The following is a 15,604-nucleotide window of genomic DNA, read 5'->3' as shown; positions in this document are numbered from 1 at the left end:
CAGGCGCCAAGTTCAGACAGGCGATGAGCGTAGAGAAGCCATGTGATTCGGCCCCCTACTGCGGCAACCCCAAGTAACTTGAAGTATGACGGAGATAAGGGACTATTAAACGAATGAAGACAGCATAGTGGCACAACGAGATTATGTACGCCGCGCGCAATCTACAGGTACGCGGCGCAAAAAAAATACTTCCCGTAAAACGCAACGTCGTTCTTCTGTATCGCCAGCAATGGTTGTCATTGCGGCAGCAGTGGTTGTGGCTTTTGTCGGTGCCCTTTACTTCATCACGCATCGCAAAGCAGAAGAAATTGACGTTATTCCTGGTCATAAAGTGACCGGAAATGGTTTACCTCCTAAGCCAGAAGAACGCTGGCGTTACATTAAAGAGCTGGAAAATCGCCAGCCAGGGGTACGCACGCCTACAGAACCTACTGCGGGTGGTGAAGTTCTCAACTCCAGGCAGTTAACCAATGAACAACGCCAGTTGCTGGAACAGATGCAGGCCGATATGCGCCAGCAACAGCCGATGCAACTTAATGAAGTTCCCTGGAATGAGCAAGCTGCTACAGTTCAACGACAGAAACAAATTCAAACCCAACAACAACCCTTAAATGCTCAACAGCCACATGCGACACAAACTCAGCCACACAAAGCTGCCGCTCAGCCTCATCAGGACTTAGTACAGACGCCTCCTCATACGCAACAAGCGAAGCCCGAAGCGCCTGTTACATCAGTAACCCGTAATCCTGAACCGGCAAAACGTGCAGCCGAACCACAAGAGAAAAAAGATGAACGTCGTTGGATTATCCAATGTGGTTCATTTAAGAGGAGTGAACAGGCAGAAACAGTTCGCGCTCAACTGGCATTTAAAGGTTTTGATTCACGTATTACCACCAATAATGGCTGGAACCGTGTCGTTATAGGTCCATTAAAAGGTAAGGAAAATGCCGATAACACCATCAGCCGTCTAAAAATAGCCGGACATGGTAACTGTATTCGTCTTGCTTCCGGGGGTTGAAACCCTAAAAATCCCCCCCATTTATAACTAAATTATGCCCCGTGCGCCGCACCGGGCTAATGTTTAGCTGATGCAAAGGGGTCTGCTCGTGACAACAATAGTAAGTGTACGCCGTAACGGCAAAGTAGTGATCGGTGGCGATGGCCAGGCGACTCTCGGCAATACCGTGATGAAAGGTAATGTCAAAAAAGTGCGTCGTTTATATAACGATAAAGTGATTGCAGGCTTTGCTGGCGGCACAGCAGATGCCTTTACGCTGTTCGAACTCTTTGAGCGTAAACTTGAAATGCACCAAGGTCATCTGGTGAAAGCCGCCGTGGAGCTGGCAAAAGACTGGCGTACCGATCGTATGCTGCGCAAGCTCGAAGCATTACTGGCCGTTGCCGATGAAAATGCATCACTGATTATCACCGGTAATGGTGACGTTATTCAGCCAGAAGATGACTTGATTGCTATTGGTTCAGGTGGTCCTTTTGCACAATCTGCTGCGCGCGCATTGCTGAACAACACAGAATTAGGTGCTCGTGATATCGTTGAAAAATCGCTGGAAATTGCCGGTGACATCTGTATCTACACCAACCATTTCCACACTATTGAAGAATTATCGTCTAAGGCGTAAGGATCTCCCATGTCTGAAATGACTCCACGCGAAATTGTCAGCGAGCTGAACAAACATATCATTGGCCAGGACAGTGCCAAACGTTCTGTCGCCATCGCTCTGCGTAATCGCTGGCGCCGGATGCAACTGGATGAAGAGTTGCGTCATGAAGTCACGCCAAAAAATATTCTGATGATCGGGCCAACCGGTGTCGGTAAAACTGAAATTGCCCGTCGCCTGGCAAAACTGGCTAATGCCCCGTTTATTAAAGTTGAAGCCACTAAATTCACTGAAGTGGGCTATGTCGGTAAAGAAGTCGATTCCATTATCCGCGACTTGACTGATGCTGCTGTGAAAATGGTTCGCATGCAATCTATCGACAAAAACCGTTTCCGTGCTGAAGAAATGGCCGAAGAACGTATTCTCGATGTGCTGATCCCGCCTGCAAAAAATAACTGGGGCCAGTCTGAAACGCAGTCAGAACCTTCTGCTGCCCGTCAAAGCTTCCGTAAAAAACTGCGTGAAGGTCAGCTGGACGATAAAGAAATTGAAATCGACTTAGCTGCTGCCCCAGTCGGCGTGGAAATTATGGCACCTCCGGGTATGGAAGAGATGACCAGCCAGTTGCAATCTATGTTTCAGAACCTGGGTGGCCAGAAGCAAAAGCCACGTAAGCTGAAAATTAAAGATGCGATGAAACTGCTGATTGAAGAAGAAGCGGCCAAACTGGTTAATCCTGAAGAACTGAAACAGGATGCTATCGATGCGGTTGAACAGCACGGTATCGTCTTTATCGATGAGTTCGACAAGATCTGTAAGCGCGGCGGCAATGCTTCCGGACCAGACGTCTCTCGCGAAGGTGTTCAGCGTGATCTGCTGCCACTGGTAGAAGGCTGCACGGTTTCAACGAAACACGGTATGGTAAAAACGGACCATATTCTGTTTATTGCTTCAGGCGCTTTCCAGGTTGCCAGCCCTTCTGACTTAATCCCTGAACTACAGGGTCGTCTGCCAATTCGGGTCGAACTTCAAGCCCTGACCGTCGATGACTTTGAACGCATTCTGACTGAACCTAATGCTTCCATTACCGTTCAGTACAAAGCGTTAATGGCAACTGAAGGGGTTAATATCGATTTTACTCCGGACGGTATTCGTCGTATTGCACAGGCTGCATGGCAGGTGAATGAGTCTACCGAGAATATCGGTGCACGTCGTCTTCACACGGTACTTGAGCGCCTGGTGGAAGAGATCTCTTATGACGCCAGCGAGATGAATGGCCAGTCCGTTACTATCGATGCCGACTATGTCAGTAAGCATCTGGATGAACTGGTTGCAGATGAAGACCTGAGTCGTTTTATCCTGTAATTTACAGGAAATGCATTTTATTTGATTTAAAGGAGGCTTATGCCTCCTTCTGATTGCTGACCAAGAAGGAAAAAACGTGGTTTTTCCTTCTTGGTGGTGAGCAGTCGAAAATCAATAAATTGATTTTCCTTGTTTTTTGTTCGGTTATCTCTGTTTATTCAGGGATGATTGAAGGTTTGTCATACTCTCAAGGAGGCTTATGCCTCCTTTTTTATAAAGATCTGGAGAAAAATGACTGCTCCAGTTTATGCTTAATCATCTACAATCAAATAGTTGCTGCCACTGAAAACAAACACGTGTGCTTAAGCCTGTCCCAGTAAGCGCGCATTGTTGCAGCCAGTTTGGTCCTGACAGCTCGGAAAAGCCGGAGTGTACGCCTGGTAAGTGAGGATTTTGAGCGCAGACTTTGGCGAAATGGCAAATAAAAATAGCCTAATCAGACAGGCTCTTATTACTCACTTTAAGGGACAACCGATATTCCCTTTTTATCTGGCACCTGAAATTATGAGCAATCCGCAATCTGCGAGTATGACCCAAGCCTGGCTGGAGAGCCTGCGGCCCCGTACCCTTCCCCTGGCGTTTGCTTCTATCGTCTGTGGCTCCGCGCTGGCTTACTGGCAGCATGTTTTTGATCCCGCCATCGCTTTGCTCGCCTTATTAACCGCCGGTCTATTACAGATTCTGTCAAATCTGGCCAATGATTATGGTGATGCCGTAAAAGGCAGTGATAAAGAAGACCGAATCGGGCCTCTACGCGGTATGCAAAAAGGGCTGATTACCCAGGCACAAATGAAACGGGCTCTGGTTATTACCGTGATTCTGATTTGTTTGTCCGGTTTTTCATTGGTTGCGCTGGCCTGTGAAACCTTTACCGATTTTCTCGGTTTCTTACTACTCGGCGTGTTATCCATCGCCGCGGCAATCACCTATACCGTCGGCACTCGCCCTTATGGCTATATGGGACTGGGAGATATTTCGGTACTGATCTTTTTTGGCTGGATAAGTGTCGCTGGAACCTGGTATCTACAAGCACATACTCTGGCTTTATTGGTTATTTTTCCGGCCACTGCTTGTGGATTATTGGCGACAGCAGTCCTCAATATTAATAACTTACGTGATATCGAGAGTGACAGTGAAAACGGCAAAAATACCCTGGCAGTAAGACTGGGGCCAACTGCTGCCCGCCGCTATCATGTCTGCCTGCTGATAGGTTCACTTTTGTGCTTTGCCCTGTTTAATCTTTTATGGCTCAAAAGTTTATGGGGATGGCTATTTATCCTGGCGGCCCCACTGCTGGTTAAACAGGCACTCTATGTTTTACGTGAGCAGAGCCCGGTCGCTATGCGCCCAATGCTGGAGCGCACGGTTAAAGCTGCTTTACTCGCCAATCTGTTATTTGCCATTGGTGTCGTATTGAGTACGCCTTAGCTGTATCTAAAAAATTGATATAAGCCGGATATATCATCAATAAATAACAATTAACAATTGATGGTTTTGCAAACAGTTATGATTAGGCTATATACTAGAGTTCCCAGCAGCAGATGAACCTGAATCCTATGAAATACGATACTTCCGAGCTTTGTGATATTTACCAGGAGGAGGTCAACGTCGTTGAGCCGCTATTTTCTAATTTTGGCGGACGGTCGTCGTTTGGCGGGCAAATCATTACGGTAAAATGCTTTGAGGACAACGGGTTGCTCTATACCCTGCTTGAAGAAAATGGCCGTGGGCATGTGTTATTAGTTGATGGTGGCGGCTCCGTACGTCGCGCGCTGATTGATGCAGACCTCGCTCGACTGGCTCATAAAAATGAGTGGGAAGGCATTGTCGTCTATGGCGCCGTACGTCAGGTTGACGACCTCGAAGAGCTCGATATTGGTATTCAAGCCGTCGCAGCTATCCCGGCAGGTGTCCCGAGCGAAGGAATTGGTGAAAGTGATGTGCGCGTTAACTTCGGTGGCGTGACATTCTTCTCAGGCGATCATCTGTATGCCGATAATACGGGCATTATTCTTTCTGAAGACGCACTGGATATCGAATAGCCCTACCCATAAAAACGCAACCCAAGGCAACGATTAAACTCACCGTCTGTTGGGGTAAAAAACCGGCCACTGAGTCGGTTTTTTTGTGCCTGAAGGAATAACAAGAGGAAAAAGGACAATGCCGCCCGCAGAGCAGAGTATGGCATTGTCACTGTTCGCTATTAAATTATGCCATCACGTTCTGACTTATTAACGCAATACAGAATTCTGAACGCTCGCGTTAAACTTCTTCCATTTTACCCAGCAGAGTTTGCAAACGATCCTGCCAGCCCTGCAGTTGTTCTTTCAGTGAACCATTCTCACGTACCAGCTCATCTTTCTGACCTTCTGCCTGCTGCAGTTCTTGCGATACAACATTGTTCTTTTCTTTCAGCTCTTCGATTTCCATCTGTAACAGAGTAATCGTATCAACCGCCTGCTGAACTTTTGCTTCCAGTTTCTCAAACACTTCAAATGACATTGTAAACCTCTCCTGAATGGCCAGGCGCTGATGGATATTTTACCCGATACGCGTAAAGCTACAGTTCGAATGCGTCAGGATAACCCTTGCCCCGATTTCTCGGCGACGCCTTTATGAGCCTATGTGTAACACATAGCGTTAACCGATTGTAAGTAGCACAGATGCTCGTGTCCAGCGGCTTACTATGCTCTTTGCATAACATATCATTTGTCAGCCTTTTATCGGCCTATTCTGAACCTAAAACCGTATTTTACGGCGATTTTCCGCTCATTCTGTGATGAATTTTGTCTCCTGGCTCACTCTTTGCTAATTCACTGCTGCCACTTATCGGTACTCCGGGGGTAAAATCTGTGGGCATTGTCGTTTTGATGCAAGGAAGCCAAGCCGTAAAGTAAAATATTCATTCAGGGCCTGATAATGACCACAGAAAAAAAATATATCGTTGCACTCGATCAAGGCACAACCAGTTCACGTGCCGTTGTCCTAGATAATAATGCCAGTATCATCAGTACTGCCCAGCACGAACTGACTCAAATCTATCCTAAGTCAGGCTGGGTCGAACATGATCCACTCGAAATCTGGGCTTCGCAGAGTTCCACCCTGACAGAAGCACTGGCAAAAGCCGATATCAATTCTGACCAAGTGGCCGCTATTGGTATCACAAATCAGCGCGAAACGACCGTGGTATGGGAGCGTGAAACTGGTAAGCCGATTTATAATGCGATTGTCTGGCAGTGCAGACGTACTGCCGATATTTGTGAACAGCTTAAACATGATGGGCTGGAAGAGTATATTCGCCATAATACCGGCCTGGTAGTCGACCCCTATTTTTCCGCCACCAAGGTGAAATGGATCCTCGATAATGTTGAAGGTGCTCGGGAGCGAGCCTACCGTGGTGAGTTGCTATTTGGCACCATTGATACCTGGCTGGTCTGGAAAATGACCCAGGGTCGGGTTCATGTGACCGACTATACCAATGCCTCACGCACCATGTTATTCAATATTCGGGATCTGGACTGGGATGATAAGTTACTTAAACATCTCGGTATTCCACGCATTATGCTGCCATCTGTGCACAAATCCTCTGAAGAGTACGGAAAAACTAATATTGGTGGTAAAGGTGGAACGCGTATTCCTATTGCCGGTATTGCAGGGGATCAGCAGGCGGCCCTCTTTGGTCAGTGTTGTGTTAAAGCTGGCATGGCAAAAAATACCTATGGCACCGGCTGCTTTATGCTAATGAACACCGGTGAAAAAGCCGTGACCTCTAGCCACGGTCTGCTAACCACCATAGCCTGTGGCCCAAGCGGTGAAGTGAACTATGCCCTGGAAGGGGCGGTGTTTATGGCTGGAGCTTCAATTCAGTGGCTACGTGATGAGATGAAGCTCATTCGTGATGCAGATGACTCCGAATATTTTGCCACTAAAGTCCCTAACAGTAATGGCGTGTATGTCGTACCAGCCTTTACGGGTCTGGGAGCGCCTTACTGGGATCCTTATGCTCGGGGCGGCATTTTAGGTCTCACTCGCGGTGTGAATGCCAACCATATTATCCGTGCTACGCTTGAATCTATCGCCTATCAAACCCGCGATATTCTGGAGGCCATGCAAGCAGACTCTGGCATCCGCTTACACGCTCTGCGCGTAGATGGTGGAGCTGTGGCGAATAACTTCCTGATGCAATTTCAGTCCGATATTCTCGGAACGCCGGTAGAGCGTCCGGAAGTACGTGAAGTCACGGCTCTGGGGGCCGCCTATCTGGCAGGTCTGGCGGTCGGTTTCTGGTCGAGTCTTGATGAGCTACAAGATAAAGCCACGATTGAAAAAACCTTTAAGCCTGGCATTGAAACCACCGAACGTAATTATCGTTATGCGGGCTGGAAAAAAGCCGTGAATCGCACGTTGCACTGGGAAGACGAGTATGGAAGTTAATCACTGACTCATGCAAGGCGGATTCGCACGCGGAGGGCGTTTTCTCTGTGCTAAACTCCTGCCTAATTCTGCCTGATAAGTGAGTATGTGATGAAACGAGAACTGGCTATCGAATTTTCCCGTGTAACCGAAGCTGCAGCCTTGGCGGGTTACAAATGGTTAGGCCGTGGCGATAAAAATACCGCAGACGGTGCTGCGGTACATGCAATGCGCATTATGCTTAACCAAATCGATATCGACGGGCAAATCGTGATTGGAGAAGGTGAGATTGACGACGCTCCTATGCTCTATATCGGTGAGAAAGTCGGTACCGGAAAGGGGGATGCAGTAGATATTGCTGTTGATCCGATTGAAGGGACACGAATGACCGCCATGGGTCAGGCGAATGCCCTTGCTGTTATGGCAGTCGGAGATAAAGGCACCTTCCTGCATGCACCTGACATGTACATGGAAAAATTGGTAGTCGGTCCTGGAGCAAAAGGCGCTATTGACCTTAATCTCAGTCTGGAGACTAACTTACGCAATATCGCTGGTGCGCTAACTAAGCCACTCAGTGAACTAACGGTGACGATTCTGGCGAAACCTCGCCATGATGCCATGATTAAAGACATGCAGCAGCTGGGCGTGCGGGTCTTCACCGTACCAGATGGTGATGTCGCTGCCTCAATTCTCACCTGCATGCCAGACAGCGAAGTCGATGTGTTATATGGCATTGGTGGTGCGCCAGAAGGGGTCGTGTCTGCAGCTGTTATCCGTGCCTTGGATGGTGATATGCAGGGCCGTCTGCTGGCTCGCCATGAGGTAAAAGGCGACAGCGAAGAGAATCGTCGACTGGGTGAGGCAGAATTAGTCCGCTGCAAAGCGATGGGGATCAATGCCGGTGACGTGTTGAAACTGGAAGATATGGCGCGCAACGATAATGTCATTTTCTCTGCAACCGGCATCACCGCGGGTGACTTACTGGATGGGATTACACGCAAAGGCAATATGGCCACGACAGAAACATTACTGATTCGTGGCAAGTCTCGTACCATTCGTCGCATCAAATCGATTCACTATTTAGACCGTAAAGATGTCAATGTTCAGAAACATATTCTGTAATAGCGAGATTTGTTGGTTCGAGCTTTCAACCTGACTCGGACTGGCAATGTCTCGCGAACCGGGTAAGAATAGTCAAAACATTGCAACGGGAGCATGACATGGCAGATTGGGTAACAGGTAAAGTCACCAGTATTCAACACTGGACTGATACACTTTTCAGTCTAAAGGTACATGCCCCCGTAGCGCCTTTTACCGCGGGGCAATTTACCAAAATTGGTCTGGAAATTGACGGCGAACGCGTTCAGCGCGCTTACTCCTACGTTAATGCGCCGCATAATCCTGACCTTGAGTTCTACCTGGTTAACGTGCCTGAAGGTAAACTGAGTCCGCGATTGCATGCTATGCAGCCGGGGGATGAGCTACAGATCGTCAGTGAGGCCGCAGGATTCTTTGTGCTTAATGAGATCCCTGACTGTAATACCTTATGGATGTTAGCAACCGGCACCGCATTAGGGCCTTATCTGTCGATACTTGAGGAAGGCAAAAACTTAGAGCGGTTTGAGAATATCGTTCTGTTACACGCGGTACGCTACAACCATGATTTAAGTTATTTGCCTGCCATGCAACAGTTAGCCGAGCGTTACGCAGGAAAATTGCGTATTCAGACCGTTGTCAGCCGTGAAGTGGTTGCTGGCGCGCTGTATGGCCGAGTGCCGACGCTGATTGCCAATGGCGAACTGGAAGCCGCTGTGGGTCTGCCAATGACACCTGAAACCAGCCACGTGATGCTCTGTGGTAATCCAGAGATGGTACGTGATACCCAGCAACTCTTGAAAGAGACCCGACAGATGACGAAGCATTTACGTCGTCGGCCGGGTCATATGACAGCAGAACATTACTGGTAACTCAGCGATATTTTACTTTGCTGGTTTCATCACCAAAGCGATTGCTTCCCTGAGTTCCGAGGAAACTACCCAAGTCTATCAGCATCATGACAAGGATAAGCGTTGGCAGAAAACGGCCCAGCCCCCACTGCCAGAAACCACCAAAGACTTCCCAGTTACCGGCAAAAAGTAACCATGCGGGAATAAAAAGGAGTGCCCACCAGCCTTTTTTATTCCTGTCATGCAGCCGTTTAACTACCACAGCAGCAGTTGGTATCAGTGAACCACAGAGAAAAAAACCAGCAGTGGAGTAAGGCATGATTTCTGCACCTGCCAGGGTAAATAAAATGGCCAGGCCGATAATCCATACCCCAATCCAAATCCAGAAATCACGACGTCCGATACGTCCTTTAAAAGAAAACAACCATTCTTGTAGGGTCATCACTCAAATCCTTGCTATCGTCTTACCCGACAGTGTACCTGTTTTGACAAGCTCGCGAATTGCCGATTTAATCAATCAGAGAAAATCACCAGGAGAAGCATGTTGATAAAGTATCTGCTGCCGGTCATTGCACTATTCTTAAGCTCTGTTGCATTCAGTCAGACAGAGGACTCACCTGCCTTAAAGGTTGCCCCTTACCTTCTGCCCGGATCTCCAACTTTTGATTTAACTATCACACAATTTCGTAGCACGTTTAACAGTGAAAACCCGACGTTAACGCTTAATGAGTTTCGGGCGATTGATTCCAGCCGTGATAAAGAAAACCTGACGCGGGCAGCAACGACCATCGATGAGCATCTTTATGCTTCAGCGGCACTTGAGCGCGGAACATTAAAAATCAAATCACTTCAGATAACCCAACTCCCGGCCCAGAATTCAGAACAGAAAGCTGCAAAGGAAAAAGCGACCGAATATATTGCCGCCATTATTCGCAGTTTCACTCCATCACTGTCAAAACAGCAGAGTGTGGAAAAAATAAATAAACTACTGAGCGAGAGCAAAAACAAACGCTATTTTGCCCAGAATGATGGCCCACTACGCTATGTTGTCGTAGATAACGGCGATAAAGGGCTTACTTTCGCTGTTGAACCGATTAAGCTGATGCTATCGGATACATTAAGTTAGCGTAGATAATTGACAAAAAACAGAGTCATTCCTCCGCTGAGTCTTTATACTCTTTAAAACACCTGCCCCTTAGAACCTATCTCAGTAGGGTCTTAATGGTGGCCATTCTTTTTAATGCTTACCGCGTGGAGAATTGAAATGAGACATCCTTTAGTGATGGGTAACTGGAAGCTTAACGGCAGCAAACACATGGCGCATGAGCTGATTGCGGACCTTCGCAAAGAGCTGGCTGGCGTCGATGGTTGTGGCGTAGCTATTGCACCACCAGCACTGTACTTGGATCTGGCTAAACATGCTGCTTCCGGTAGCCATATCATTATTGGCGCCCAGAATGTTGATACTAACCTGTCTGGTGCCTTTACCGGTGAAACTTCTGCTGACATGCTGAAAGATGTCGGTGCCCAGTACATCATCATTGGTCACTCAGAGCGTCGTACCTATCACGCTGAGTCTGATGAACTGATTGCCAAGAAATTCGCCGTCCTGAAAGCAGCAGGGTTAACTCCTGTTCTGTGTATTGGCGAAACTGAAGCTGAAAACGAAGCGGGTAAAACTGAAGAAGTCTGCGCACGTCAGATTGATGCAGTTCTGAAAACTCAGGGTGCAGAAGCTTTCAACGGTGCAGTTATCGCTTATGAGCCAATCTGGGCTATCGGTACCGGTAAATCAGCAACCCCTGCACAAGCTCAGGCGGTTCACAAATTCATCCGCGACCATATTGCTAAAGTTGATGCTGACGTGGCTAAACAAGTCGTTATTCAGTACGGCGGTTCAGTTAATGCAGCTAACGCTGCTGAACTCTTTACCCAGCCGGATATCGATGGTGCGCTGGTCGGCGGTGCTTCTCTGAAAGCTGACGCCTTCGCCGTTATCGTTAAAGCCGCTGCTGCTGCGAAAAAAGCATAAGTCGTCAGGCTGACTGTTTATCAGAAGGGAAAACACCGTTTTCCCTTCTGTGTATTAACGATAATGAATTTCACCGAAGTATTCAGATAAAACATAATAACGACAATATTCAAATGGTCGTGTCTCACCTGTCATAAATGTCTGACGCGCCACCGAGAGTAACGGCTTATTCGCGGGGATTTGTAATTGTTCGCATAGCGCAACGCTTGGCAAAATAGCATCTACTTTTTCTATTGCAGAGTCACTTTTCACATTCAGTAGCTCATACAGCGACGTATGCTCAAGCTCTTGTGCCGTCAACGATAAGTCCGGAAAAAAAGATAAATCTATGTAGATTTTTTCATGATTAAAAGGACGATTATTCAGAAGACGAACGCGCGAAATATAGAGATAGCTATGATGAGAGGGTAATCCGAGTCCATCTTCATAGGCATCACGGGCTCGCCGATAAGCCATATCTATAATACGGTTTTCTATCGCAACGCTCGCATCACGCAAGTCACTGGTGATCCCCCTGAAGGTATGGCCATAGCTCACACCCTCCGGTACTGCACTGACGACTGAACCACTTCCCCTCTGAGACGTAATAATTCCAGCGTTAATAAGTTCACTCCATGCCTGTTTCACGACAATTAACGAAACATTGTAGGTTTGAGCTAACGCTTTCTGGGTCGGTAGTTGACTGCCTAATGGCAAAGTACCGTTTTGGATCTGCTTGCAGATGATATAAAACAATTGTTTATAGAGGGGGGTAAAGCTCGTCTTATCAACCTGCAAGTTGTTTACCTCAAAGTTTATCAGCCGGAACAGTGACGCCTGCCCCGGCAGTGATTGCACTATCTGGCAATTTGTCTGGCAAGTTCGGTCAAATCAAAATGATTCATGCGATCAATCGTTGTTAAATAGTCAGCAGGGAAAGCGTCCACCCCGTGGAAAGCACCTACCAGCGCACCAACCATAGTAGCAACCGTATCCGTATCGTTGCCGATATTAACGCCAGAAATAATAGCATCAACGGCAGAAGTCGAACAGCAGGCAAACAGACCAAACGCCGCCGGTACCGCTTCACTGACATGCAAACCAGAACCAATGATATCCGCCAGTTCCACAATCGCCGTTTCCCAGCTCAGATGACGTTTGCCGATTTCTACAGCCAGTTCAATACGACGTGCAACCGAAGGTCCGGCAACCATCATGGCCCCCTGCTCCTGCGCTAATCGATATCCTCTGTCAGCCCCATAAATTCCTGCTGCAATAATACTGTCTGCGCTGGTCACGTTTTGCAGAGCTTCGCTGGTTGCCGCAGCCATCGCAGCAGCACCAGACATTGCCAGTACGTTATTATGAGTAAAGCGAGAAATATCCAGGGCACTCTGAATAGCGGCCTCAATATTGCCAGGATGCAAAACAGCGGCAGGCCAGATTTTCATGGCAGAACCATTCGTCGCTTCAGCATTCCCTTTATTGACGATTTGTACTGACTGTTTCTCTCCTTCCAAATCCCCCTGTAAGGACGGGCGATTATCATTGAAGATAGTCTTCATCGCCGCTCGAGTTGTCGGGCCGGTAAAGTTGGCATAAAAGGGATAATCCAACCAACACTGAAATGCTTCCCGCATCGCGACGTCACTGACCTGACGCTGATGTTTCAACAGCGCATCGATAATGTATTTTGCCTGAATGAAATCATCGGTACACATCCCCGCTTCATTACAACGCCCAAAGGTATCCGCAGGAGGTTTTTGAAATCCTGTCACCCAGCCACCAAAATACTCACGGATTTGCTGCTGAGTACGGACCTCAGTTGCAGCCCCCATGGCATCTGCCGCTGCAGCGCCAACCAGGCACCCGAGAATTTTGTTGTGTTCAGCTTTCATAAATAACTCCTGATGGTTTGATATAACTTTCCAGTAAGTGGCTGGAACGAAAAGCAGTTAACTGTGAGGGATAAGGCAACGCCGTCATTGCGCCTTTTGCTGTGACTACCATCGCCCCACATAGATTGGCGTTAGTGATAGCTTCGGCCAGCGTTTGGTTATCCCAAGTTAATGAGTGAGAAAGGGTATGAAGTAATCCGCCCACGAAGGCATCTCCGGCACCAGTGGTATCTACAGGGGTAATTTGGGGGGCCGGGAACAAAGATTCCTGACCAGAGGAAATTAAGAGTGCCCCTTCGGCCCCCAGAGAGATAATCGCAGTATGGCAACCTAGCTCCCTGATGGTATGCCGGGCATCCTGCCAGCGTTCCGTTTGCCCAATCCAGCACAGCTCCTCGGCTGAGACTTTACAGATAGATGCCAGGCTAATCGCTTCACGCAGTAATACCCGGATCTCATCCGGCTTTTGCCACATCGTAAGGCGCAGGTTCACATCAAACATGACATGGCCTCCCGCAGCTCTCATGCGCCGGGCACCTTCAAGGCAGGCCTCACGTGATGGACTACTGGTCAGGCCTATCGAGCTAAAATAAAACCATTCGTTTGCGTTAAACGTCGGGAGATCTTGCTCACAGACAAACATTTCAGCGCCAGGATGAACAAGGTAAGTAAAACTGCGCTCACCTTCTTCTGTAAGATTAACAATCAATACAGAACTGGTTTGTGTGGCATCCAGTCTCAGTGCCGCCACTCCCACACCGTTATCTTCAAGTGTTTGCTTGAGAAAATGCCCCACATCATCATCCCCAAGGCAACCAATAAACTCGCTGTGGCCACCTAACCGCGCAATACAGACTGCCACGTTTGCTGAAGCGCCCCCCGGGCACTTCAGATAGCTCTCTGTGGTTTCGGGTACCAGGTCGACAGAAGCATCACCAATAACCCATACTTTATTACGATAACCCATTCACTCCTCCTCAAGCTTGGCGCTGTGCTAGCTCAGCCTGAATACTGCGATAGTACTGATTGTTGATAATGTATTTCTTCATCAACAGCCCGGTTATCAGGTGAAAAAAGGCCGGAATAATCGTCATCATGAGGGCAATACCGACAAGTGAGCGTGCACTTTGCTGAGTATCGGCTTCATAACCAAAGTAGCTCAGCAAGAAGCCCAGCACGCCTCCTGCGATCCCCATCCCAAATTTCTGGAAAAATAAGATTCCACCAAATGCCAGCCCGGAAACACGCAATCCGGTTTTCTTTTCACCATAGTCCACTGCCTCAGCAATAGAAGACCAGAAAACAGGCATTTGCATATCGCAGAAAAAATTGATGAGAAAGTAAAAAACAAAGGCAAGTAGCAGATTTTCCTGGCCGACACAGAAATACATGGCGGCGCTCAGGGCAAAGGTCATCAACTGGGTATAACGGAACATTTTAATTTTGTCCCAAAACTTAGTGATCCAAGTTGTGGCAATCATCGCCAGAATAGAGGCGACTACGCCGGCAGTCAGGAAAGGTGATATCAGGCTGTCACCACCGCCGAGATAATATTTAGCGTAATAGGCCGCAACCGATCCCCGAATCACATAGCCACACATTAGTAACATGATGACGATACCGAGAATAAGCCACTGATCGTTTCGTAACAGGTTGGAAAATTGCTGTTTAACTGTCAGAACCGGGAGCTCAGGTTCACTTCGCTCACGAGTCGTTAAGAAACAGAAGATAAAGAGTACCGCGCCCATAGCCCCCATAATGCCCATAGAGAGCTGATAACCCAGGGCCTTGTTGCCCTGTCCCAGCCAGACAGCCAGTAGGGGAACCACAATGGTCACGAGGAATGCGGCGATTTTGGTCATCACAAAGCGATAGCCGTTAGCACTCAGTCTTTCTTCTGGATCGGAAGTAATGACCCCTATCAGTGAAATATAGGGAATAGTGATAGCGGTGTAGACCAGCGTCATCAGAATATAAGAAAAATACGCCCAAGCCAGTTTTGTCGTATAACCTGCATCAGGTGTAATAAACATCAAATAGACAGCGAAACCAAAAGGGATGGCAAACCAGAGTAACCAAGGGCGGTAACGTCCCCAGCGAGTAGAAACTTTATCCGTCAACATTCCCATCGCAGGATCAATGATGGCATCTATCATACGAACAATAACTAACAGCACGCCTACATCTGCTGCTCTTAACCCGTAAATATCAGTATAAAAATAAGCAAGAAGGAGTTGCATGGCGACAATCACCACATTAATCGCCATATCCCCGGCGCCAAAACCCACTTTTTCCACGATAGACAATTTCATATCGGTATTCCTTTTGCGTTGTAATCGCAAGAATTTTTGAAAA

General features: G+C 47.8%; 16 protein-coding genes. 10 read left to right on the top strand and 6 right to left on the bottom strand.

The features are described from left to right. The first annotated feature begins 127 nt into the window (after positions 1 to 127). The 5 genes from ftsN to rraA all read left to right on the top strand — a co-directional run bounded on the left by ftsN (position 128) and on the right by rraA (position 5,023). Complete coding sequence (gene ftsN / locus Q1A40_RS13335) at positions 128 to 1,018, top strand: cell division protein FtsN (protein WP_300000841.1); 891 nt, start codon at positions 128 to 130, stop codon at positions 1,016 to 1,018. Between the two features lie 88 nt (positions 1,019 to 1,106). Then, the gene (hslV, locus tag Q1A40_RS13330; RefSeq protein ID WP_300000840.1) at positions 1,107 to 1,637 is read left to right on the top strand and encodes an ATP-dependent protease subunit HslV; all 531 of its coding nucleotides are present in this window, start codon (positions 1,107 to 1,109) and stop codon (positions 1,635 to 1,637) included. A gap of 9 nt (positions 1,638 to 1,646) precedes the next feature. Beyond that, positions 1,647 to 2,981 carry an HslU--HslV peptidase ATPase subunit gene (hslU, locus tag Q1A40_RS13325; RefSeq protein WP_300000839.1) on the top strand — a complete coding sequence of 445 codons (1,335 nt, stop codon included), beginning with the start codon at positions 1,647 to 1,649 and terminating at the stop codon, positions 2,979 to 2,981. A gap of 504 nt (positions 2,982 to 3,485) precedes the next feature. Beyond that, the gene (gene menA / locus Q1A40_RS13320; RefSeq protein WP_300000838.1) at positions 3,486 to 4,409 is read left to right on the top strand and encodes a 1,4-dihydroxy-2-naphthoate polyprenyltransferase; all 924 of its coding nucleotides are present in this window, start codon (positions 3,486 to 3,488) and stop codon (positions 4,407 to 4,409) included. A 128-nt stretch (positions 4,410 to 4,537) separates the two neighbouring features. Beyond that, entirely contained in the window at positions 4,538 to 5,023 is a 486-nt protein-coding gene (gene rraA / locus Q1A40_RS13315; protein WP_300000895.1) for a ribonuclease E activity regulator RraA, read from the top strand. Between the two features lie 220 nt (positions 5,024 to 5,243). Here the strand turns inward: rraA and zapB are convergent, their stop codons facing one another. Further along, complete coding sequence (gene zapB, locus Q1A40_RS13310; protein ID WP_300000837.1) at positions 5,244 to 5,483, bottom strand: septal ring assembly protein ZapB; 240 nt, start codon at positions 5,481 to 5,483, stop codon at positions 5,244 to 5,246. Between the two features lie 417 nt (positions 5,484 to 5,900). Here zapB and glpK point away from each other — a divergent pair, with 417 nt between their 5' ends. From glpK to fpr, 3 genes are all read left to right on the top strand, one after another. Continuing rightward, on the top strand, positions 5,901 to 7,415 hold the full coding sequence (gene glpK / locus Q1A40_RS13305; RefSeq protein ID WP_300000836.1) for a glycerol kinase GlpK: 1,515 nt from the start codon (positions 5,901 to 5,903) through the stop codon (positions 7,413 to 7,415). Between the two features lie 90 nt (positions 7,416 to 7,505). Continuing rightward, a complete protein-coding gene (glpX, locus tag Q1A40_RS13300; protein WP_300000835.1) occupies positions 7,506 to 8,516 on the top strand; it encodes a class II fructose-bisphosphatase in 1,011 nt (336 codons plus the stop codon). A gap of 98 nt (positions 8,517 to 8,614) precedes the next feature. After that, positions 8,615 to 9,361 (top strand): ferredoxin--NADP(+) reductase, encoded by a 747-nt coding sequence (gene fpr, locus Q1A40_RS13295; RefSeq protein ID WP_300000834.1) that lies wholly within the window; start codon positions 8,615 to 8,617, stop codon positions 9,359 to 9,361. Between the two features lies 1 nt (position 9,362). Here the strand turns inward: fpr and Q1A40_RS13290 are convergent, their stop codons facing one another. Further along, positions 9,363 to 9,782: a DUF805 domain-containing protein gene (locus tag Q1A40_RS13290; RefSeq protein WP_300000833.1), complete on the bottom strand. Its 420-nt coding sequence runs from the start codon at positions 9,780 to 9,782 to the stop codon at positions 9,363 to 9,365. A 99-nt stretch (positions 9,783 to 9,881) separates the two neighbouring features. On the opposite strand from Q1A40_RS13290, the gene Q1A40_RS13285 reads away from it, so the two are divergent. After that, a complete protein-coding gene (locus Q1A40_RS13285) occupies positions 9,882 to 10,466 on the top strand; it encodes a DUF1454 family protein (protein WP_300000832.1) in 585 nt (194 codons plus the stop codon). A 138-nt stretch (positions 10,467 to 10,604) separates the two neighbouring features. Continuing rightward, positions 10,605 to 11,372 carry a triose-phosphate isomerase gene (gene tpiA / locus Q1A40_RS13280; RefSeq protein ID WP_300000831.1) on the top strand — a complete coding sequence of 256 codons (768 nt, stop codon included), beginning with the start codon at positions 10,605 to 10,607 and terminating at the stop codon, positions 11,370 to 11,372. Positions 11,373 to 11,426: 54 nt separating this feature from the next. On the opposite strand, the gene Q1A40_RS13275 is transcribed toward tpiA, so the two are convergent. Genes Q1A40_RS13275 through Q1A40_RS13260 form a run of 4 tightly spaced genes read right to left on the bottom strand, consistent with a single transcriptional unit; the run spans position 11,427 to position 15,561 of the window. Then, positions 11,427 to 12,149 (bottom strand): GntR family transcriptional regulator, encoded by a 723-nt coding sequence (locus Q1A40_RS13275; RefSeq protein WP_300000830.1) that lies wholly within the window; start codon positions 12,147 to 12,149, stop codon positions 11,427 to 11,429. A gap of 59 nt (positions 12,150 to 12,208) precedes the next feature. Further along, entirely contained in the window at positions 12,209 to 13,249 is a 1,041-nt protein-coding gene (locus Q1A40_RS13270) for an ADP-ribosylglycohydrolase family protein (RefSeq protein ID WP_300000828.1), read from the bottom strand. Beyond that, entirely contained in the window at positions 13,239 to 14,216 is a 978-nt protein-coding gene (locus Q1A40_RS13265; protein ID WP_300000826.1) for an aminoimidazole riboside kinase, read from the bottom strand. Before Q1A40_RS13265 ends, Q1A40_RS13270 begins: the two co-directional genes overlap by 11 nt. A 10-nt stretch (positions 14,217 to 14,226) precedes the next feature. Next, positions 14,227 to 15,561 (bottom strand): MFS transporter, encoded by a 1,335-nt coding sequence (locus Q1A40_RS13260; RefSeq protein WP_300000824.1) that lies wholly within the window; start codon positions 15,559 to 15,561, stop codon positions 14,227 to 14,229. Positions 15,562 to 15,604: the final 43 nt, after the last annotated feature.

The sequence above is a fragment of the uncultured Cedecea sp. genome, from assembly GCF_947498825.1.
In the GTDB taxonomy this organism is placed as follows: Bacteria; Pseudomonadota; Gammaproteobacteria; order Enterobacterales; family Enterobacteriaceae; genus JGM124.
This window is presented reverse-complemented; position numbering and strand designations above follow the sequence as displayed.

Excerpts from the sequence above, each read along its gene's own strand:
- fpr (WP_300000834.1), top strand. The coding sequence starts at position 8,615 with ATGGCAGATTGGGTAACAGGTAAAGTCACCAGTATTCAACACTGGACT.
- rraA (WP_300000895.1), top strand. The coding sequence starts at position 4,538 with ATGAAATACGATACTTCCGAGCTTTGTGATATTTACCAGGAGGAGGTC.
- tpiA (WP_300000831.1), top strand. The coding sequence starts at position 10,605 with ATGAGACATCCTTTAGTGATGGGTAACTGGAAGCTTAACGGCAGCAAA.
- hslU (WP_300000839.1), top strand. The coding sequence starts at position 1,647 with ATGTCTGAAATGACTCCACGCGAAATTGTCAGCGAGCTGAACAAACAT.
- glpK (WP_300000836.1), top strand. The coding sequence starts at position 5,901 with ATGACCACAGAAAAAAAATATATCGTTGCACTCGATCAAGGCACAACC.
- zapB (WP_300000837.1), bottom strand. The coding sequence starts at position 5,483 with ATGTCATTTGAAGTGTTTGAGAAACTGGAAGCAAAAGTTCAGCAGGCG.
- Q1A40_RS13260 (WP_300000824.1), bottom strand. The coding sequence starts at position 15,561 with ATGAAATTGTCTATCGTGGAAAAAGTGGGTTTTGGCGCCGGGGATATG.
- Q1A40_RS13265 (WP_300000826.1), bottom strand. The coding sequence starts at position 14,216 with ATGGGTTATCGTAATAAAGTATGGGTTATTGGTGATGCTTCTGTCGAC.
- Q1A40_RS13270 (WP_300000828.1), bottom strand. The coding sequence starts at position 13,249 with ATGAAAGCTGAACACAACAAAATTCTCGGGTGCCTGGTTGGCGCTGCA.
- glpX (WP_300000835.1), top strand. The coding sequence starts at position 7,506 with ATGAAACGAGAACTGGCTATCGAATTTTCCCGTGTAACCGAAGCTGCA.
- menA (WP_300000838.1), top strand. The coding sequence starts at position 3,486 with ATGAGCAATCCGCAATCTGCGAGTATGACCCAAGCCTGGCTGGAGAGC.
- Q1A40_RS13290 (WP_300000833.1), bottom strand. The coding sequence starts at position 9,782 with ATGACCCTACAAGAATGGTTGTTTTCTTTTAAAGGACGTATCGGACGT.
- Q1A40_RS13285 (WP_300000832.1), top strand. The coding sequence starts at position 9,882 with ATGTTGATAAAGTATCTGCTGCCGGTCATTGCACTATTCTTAAGCTCT.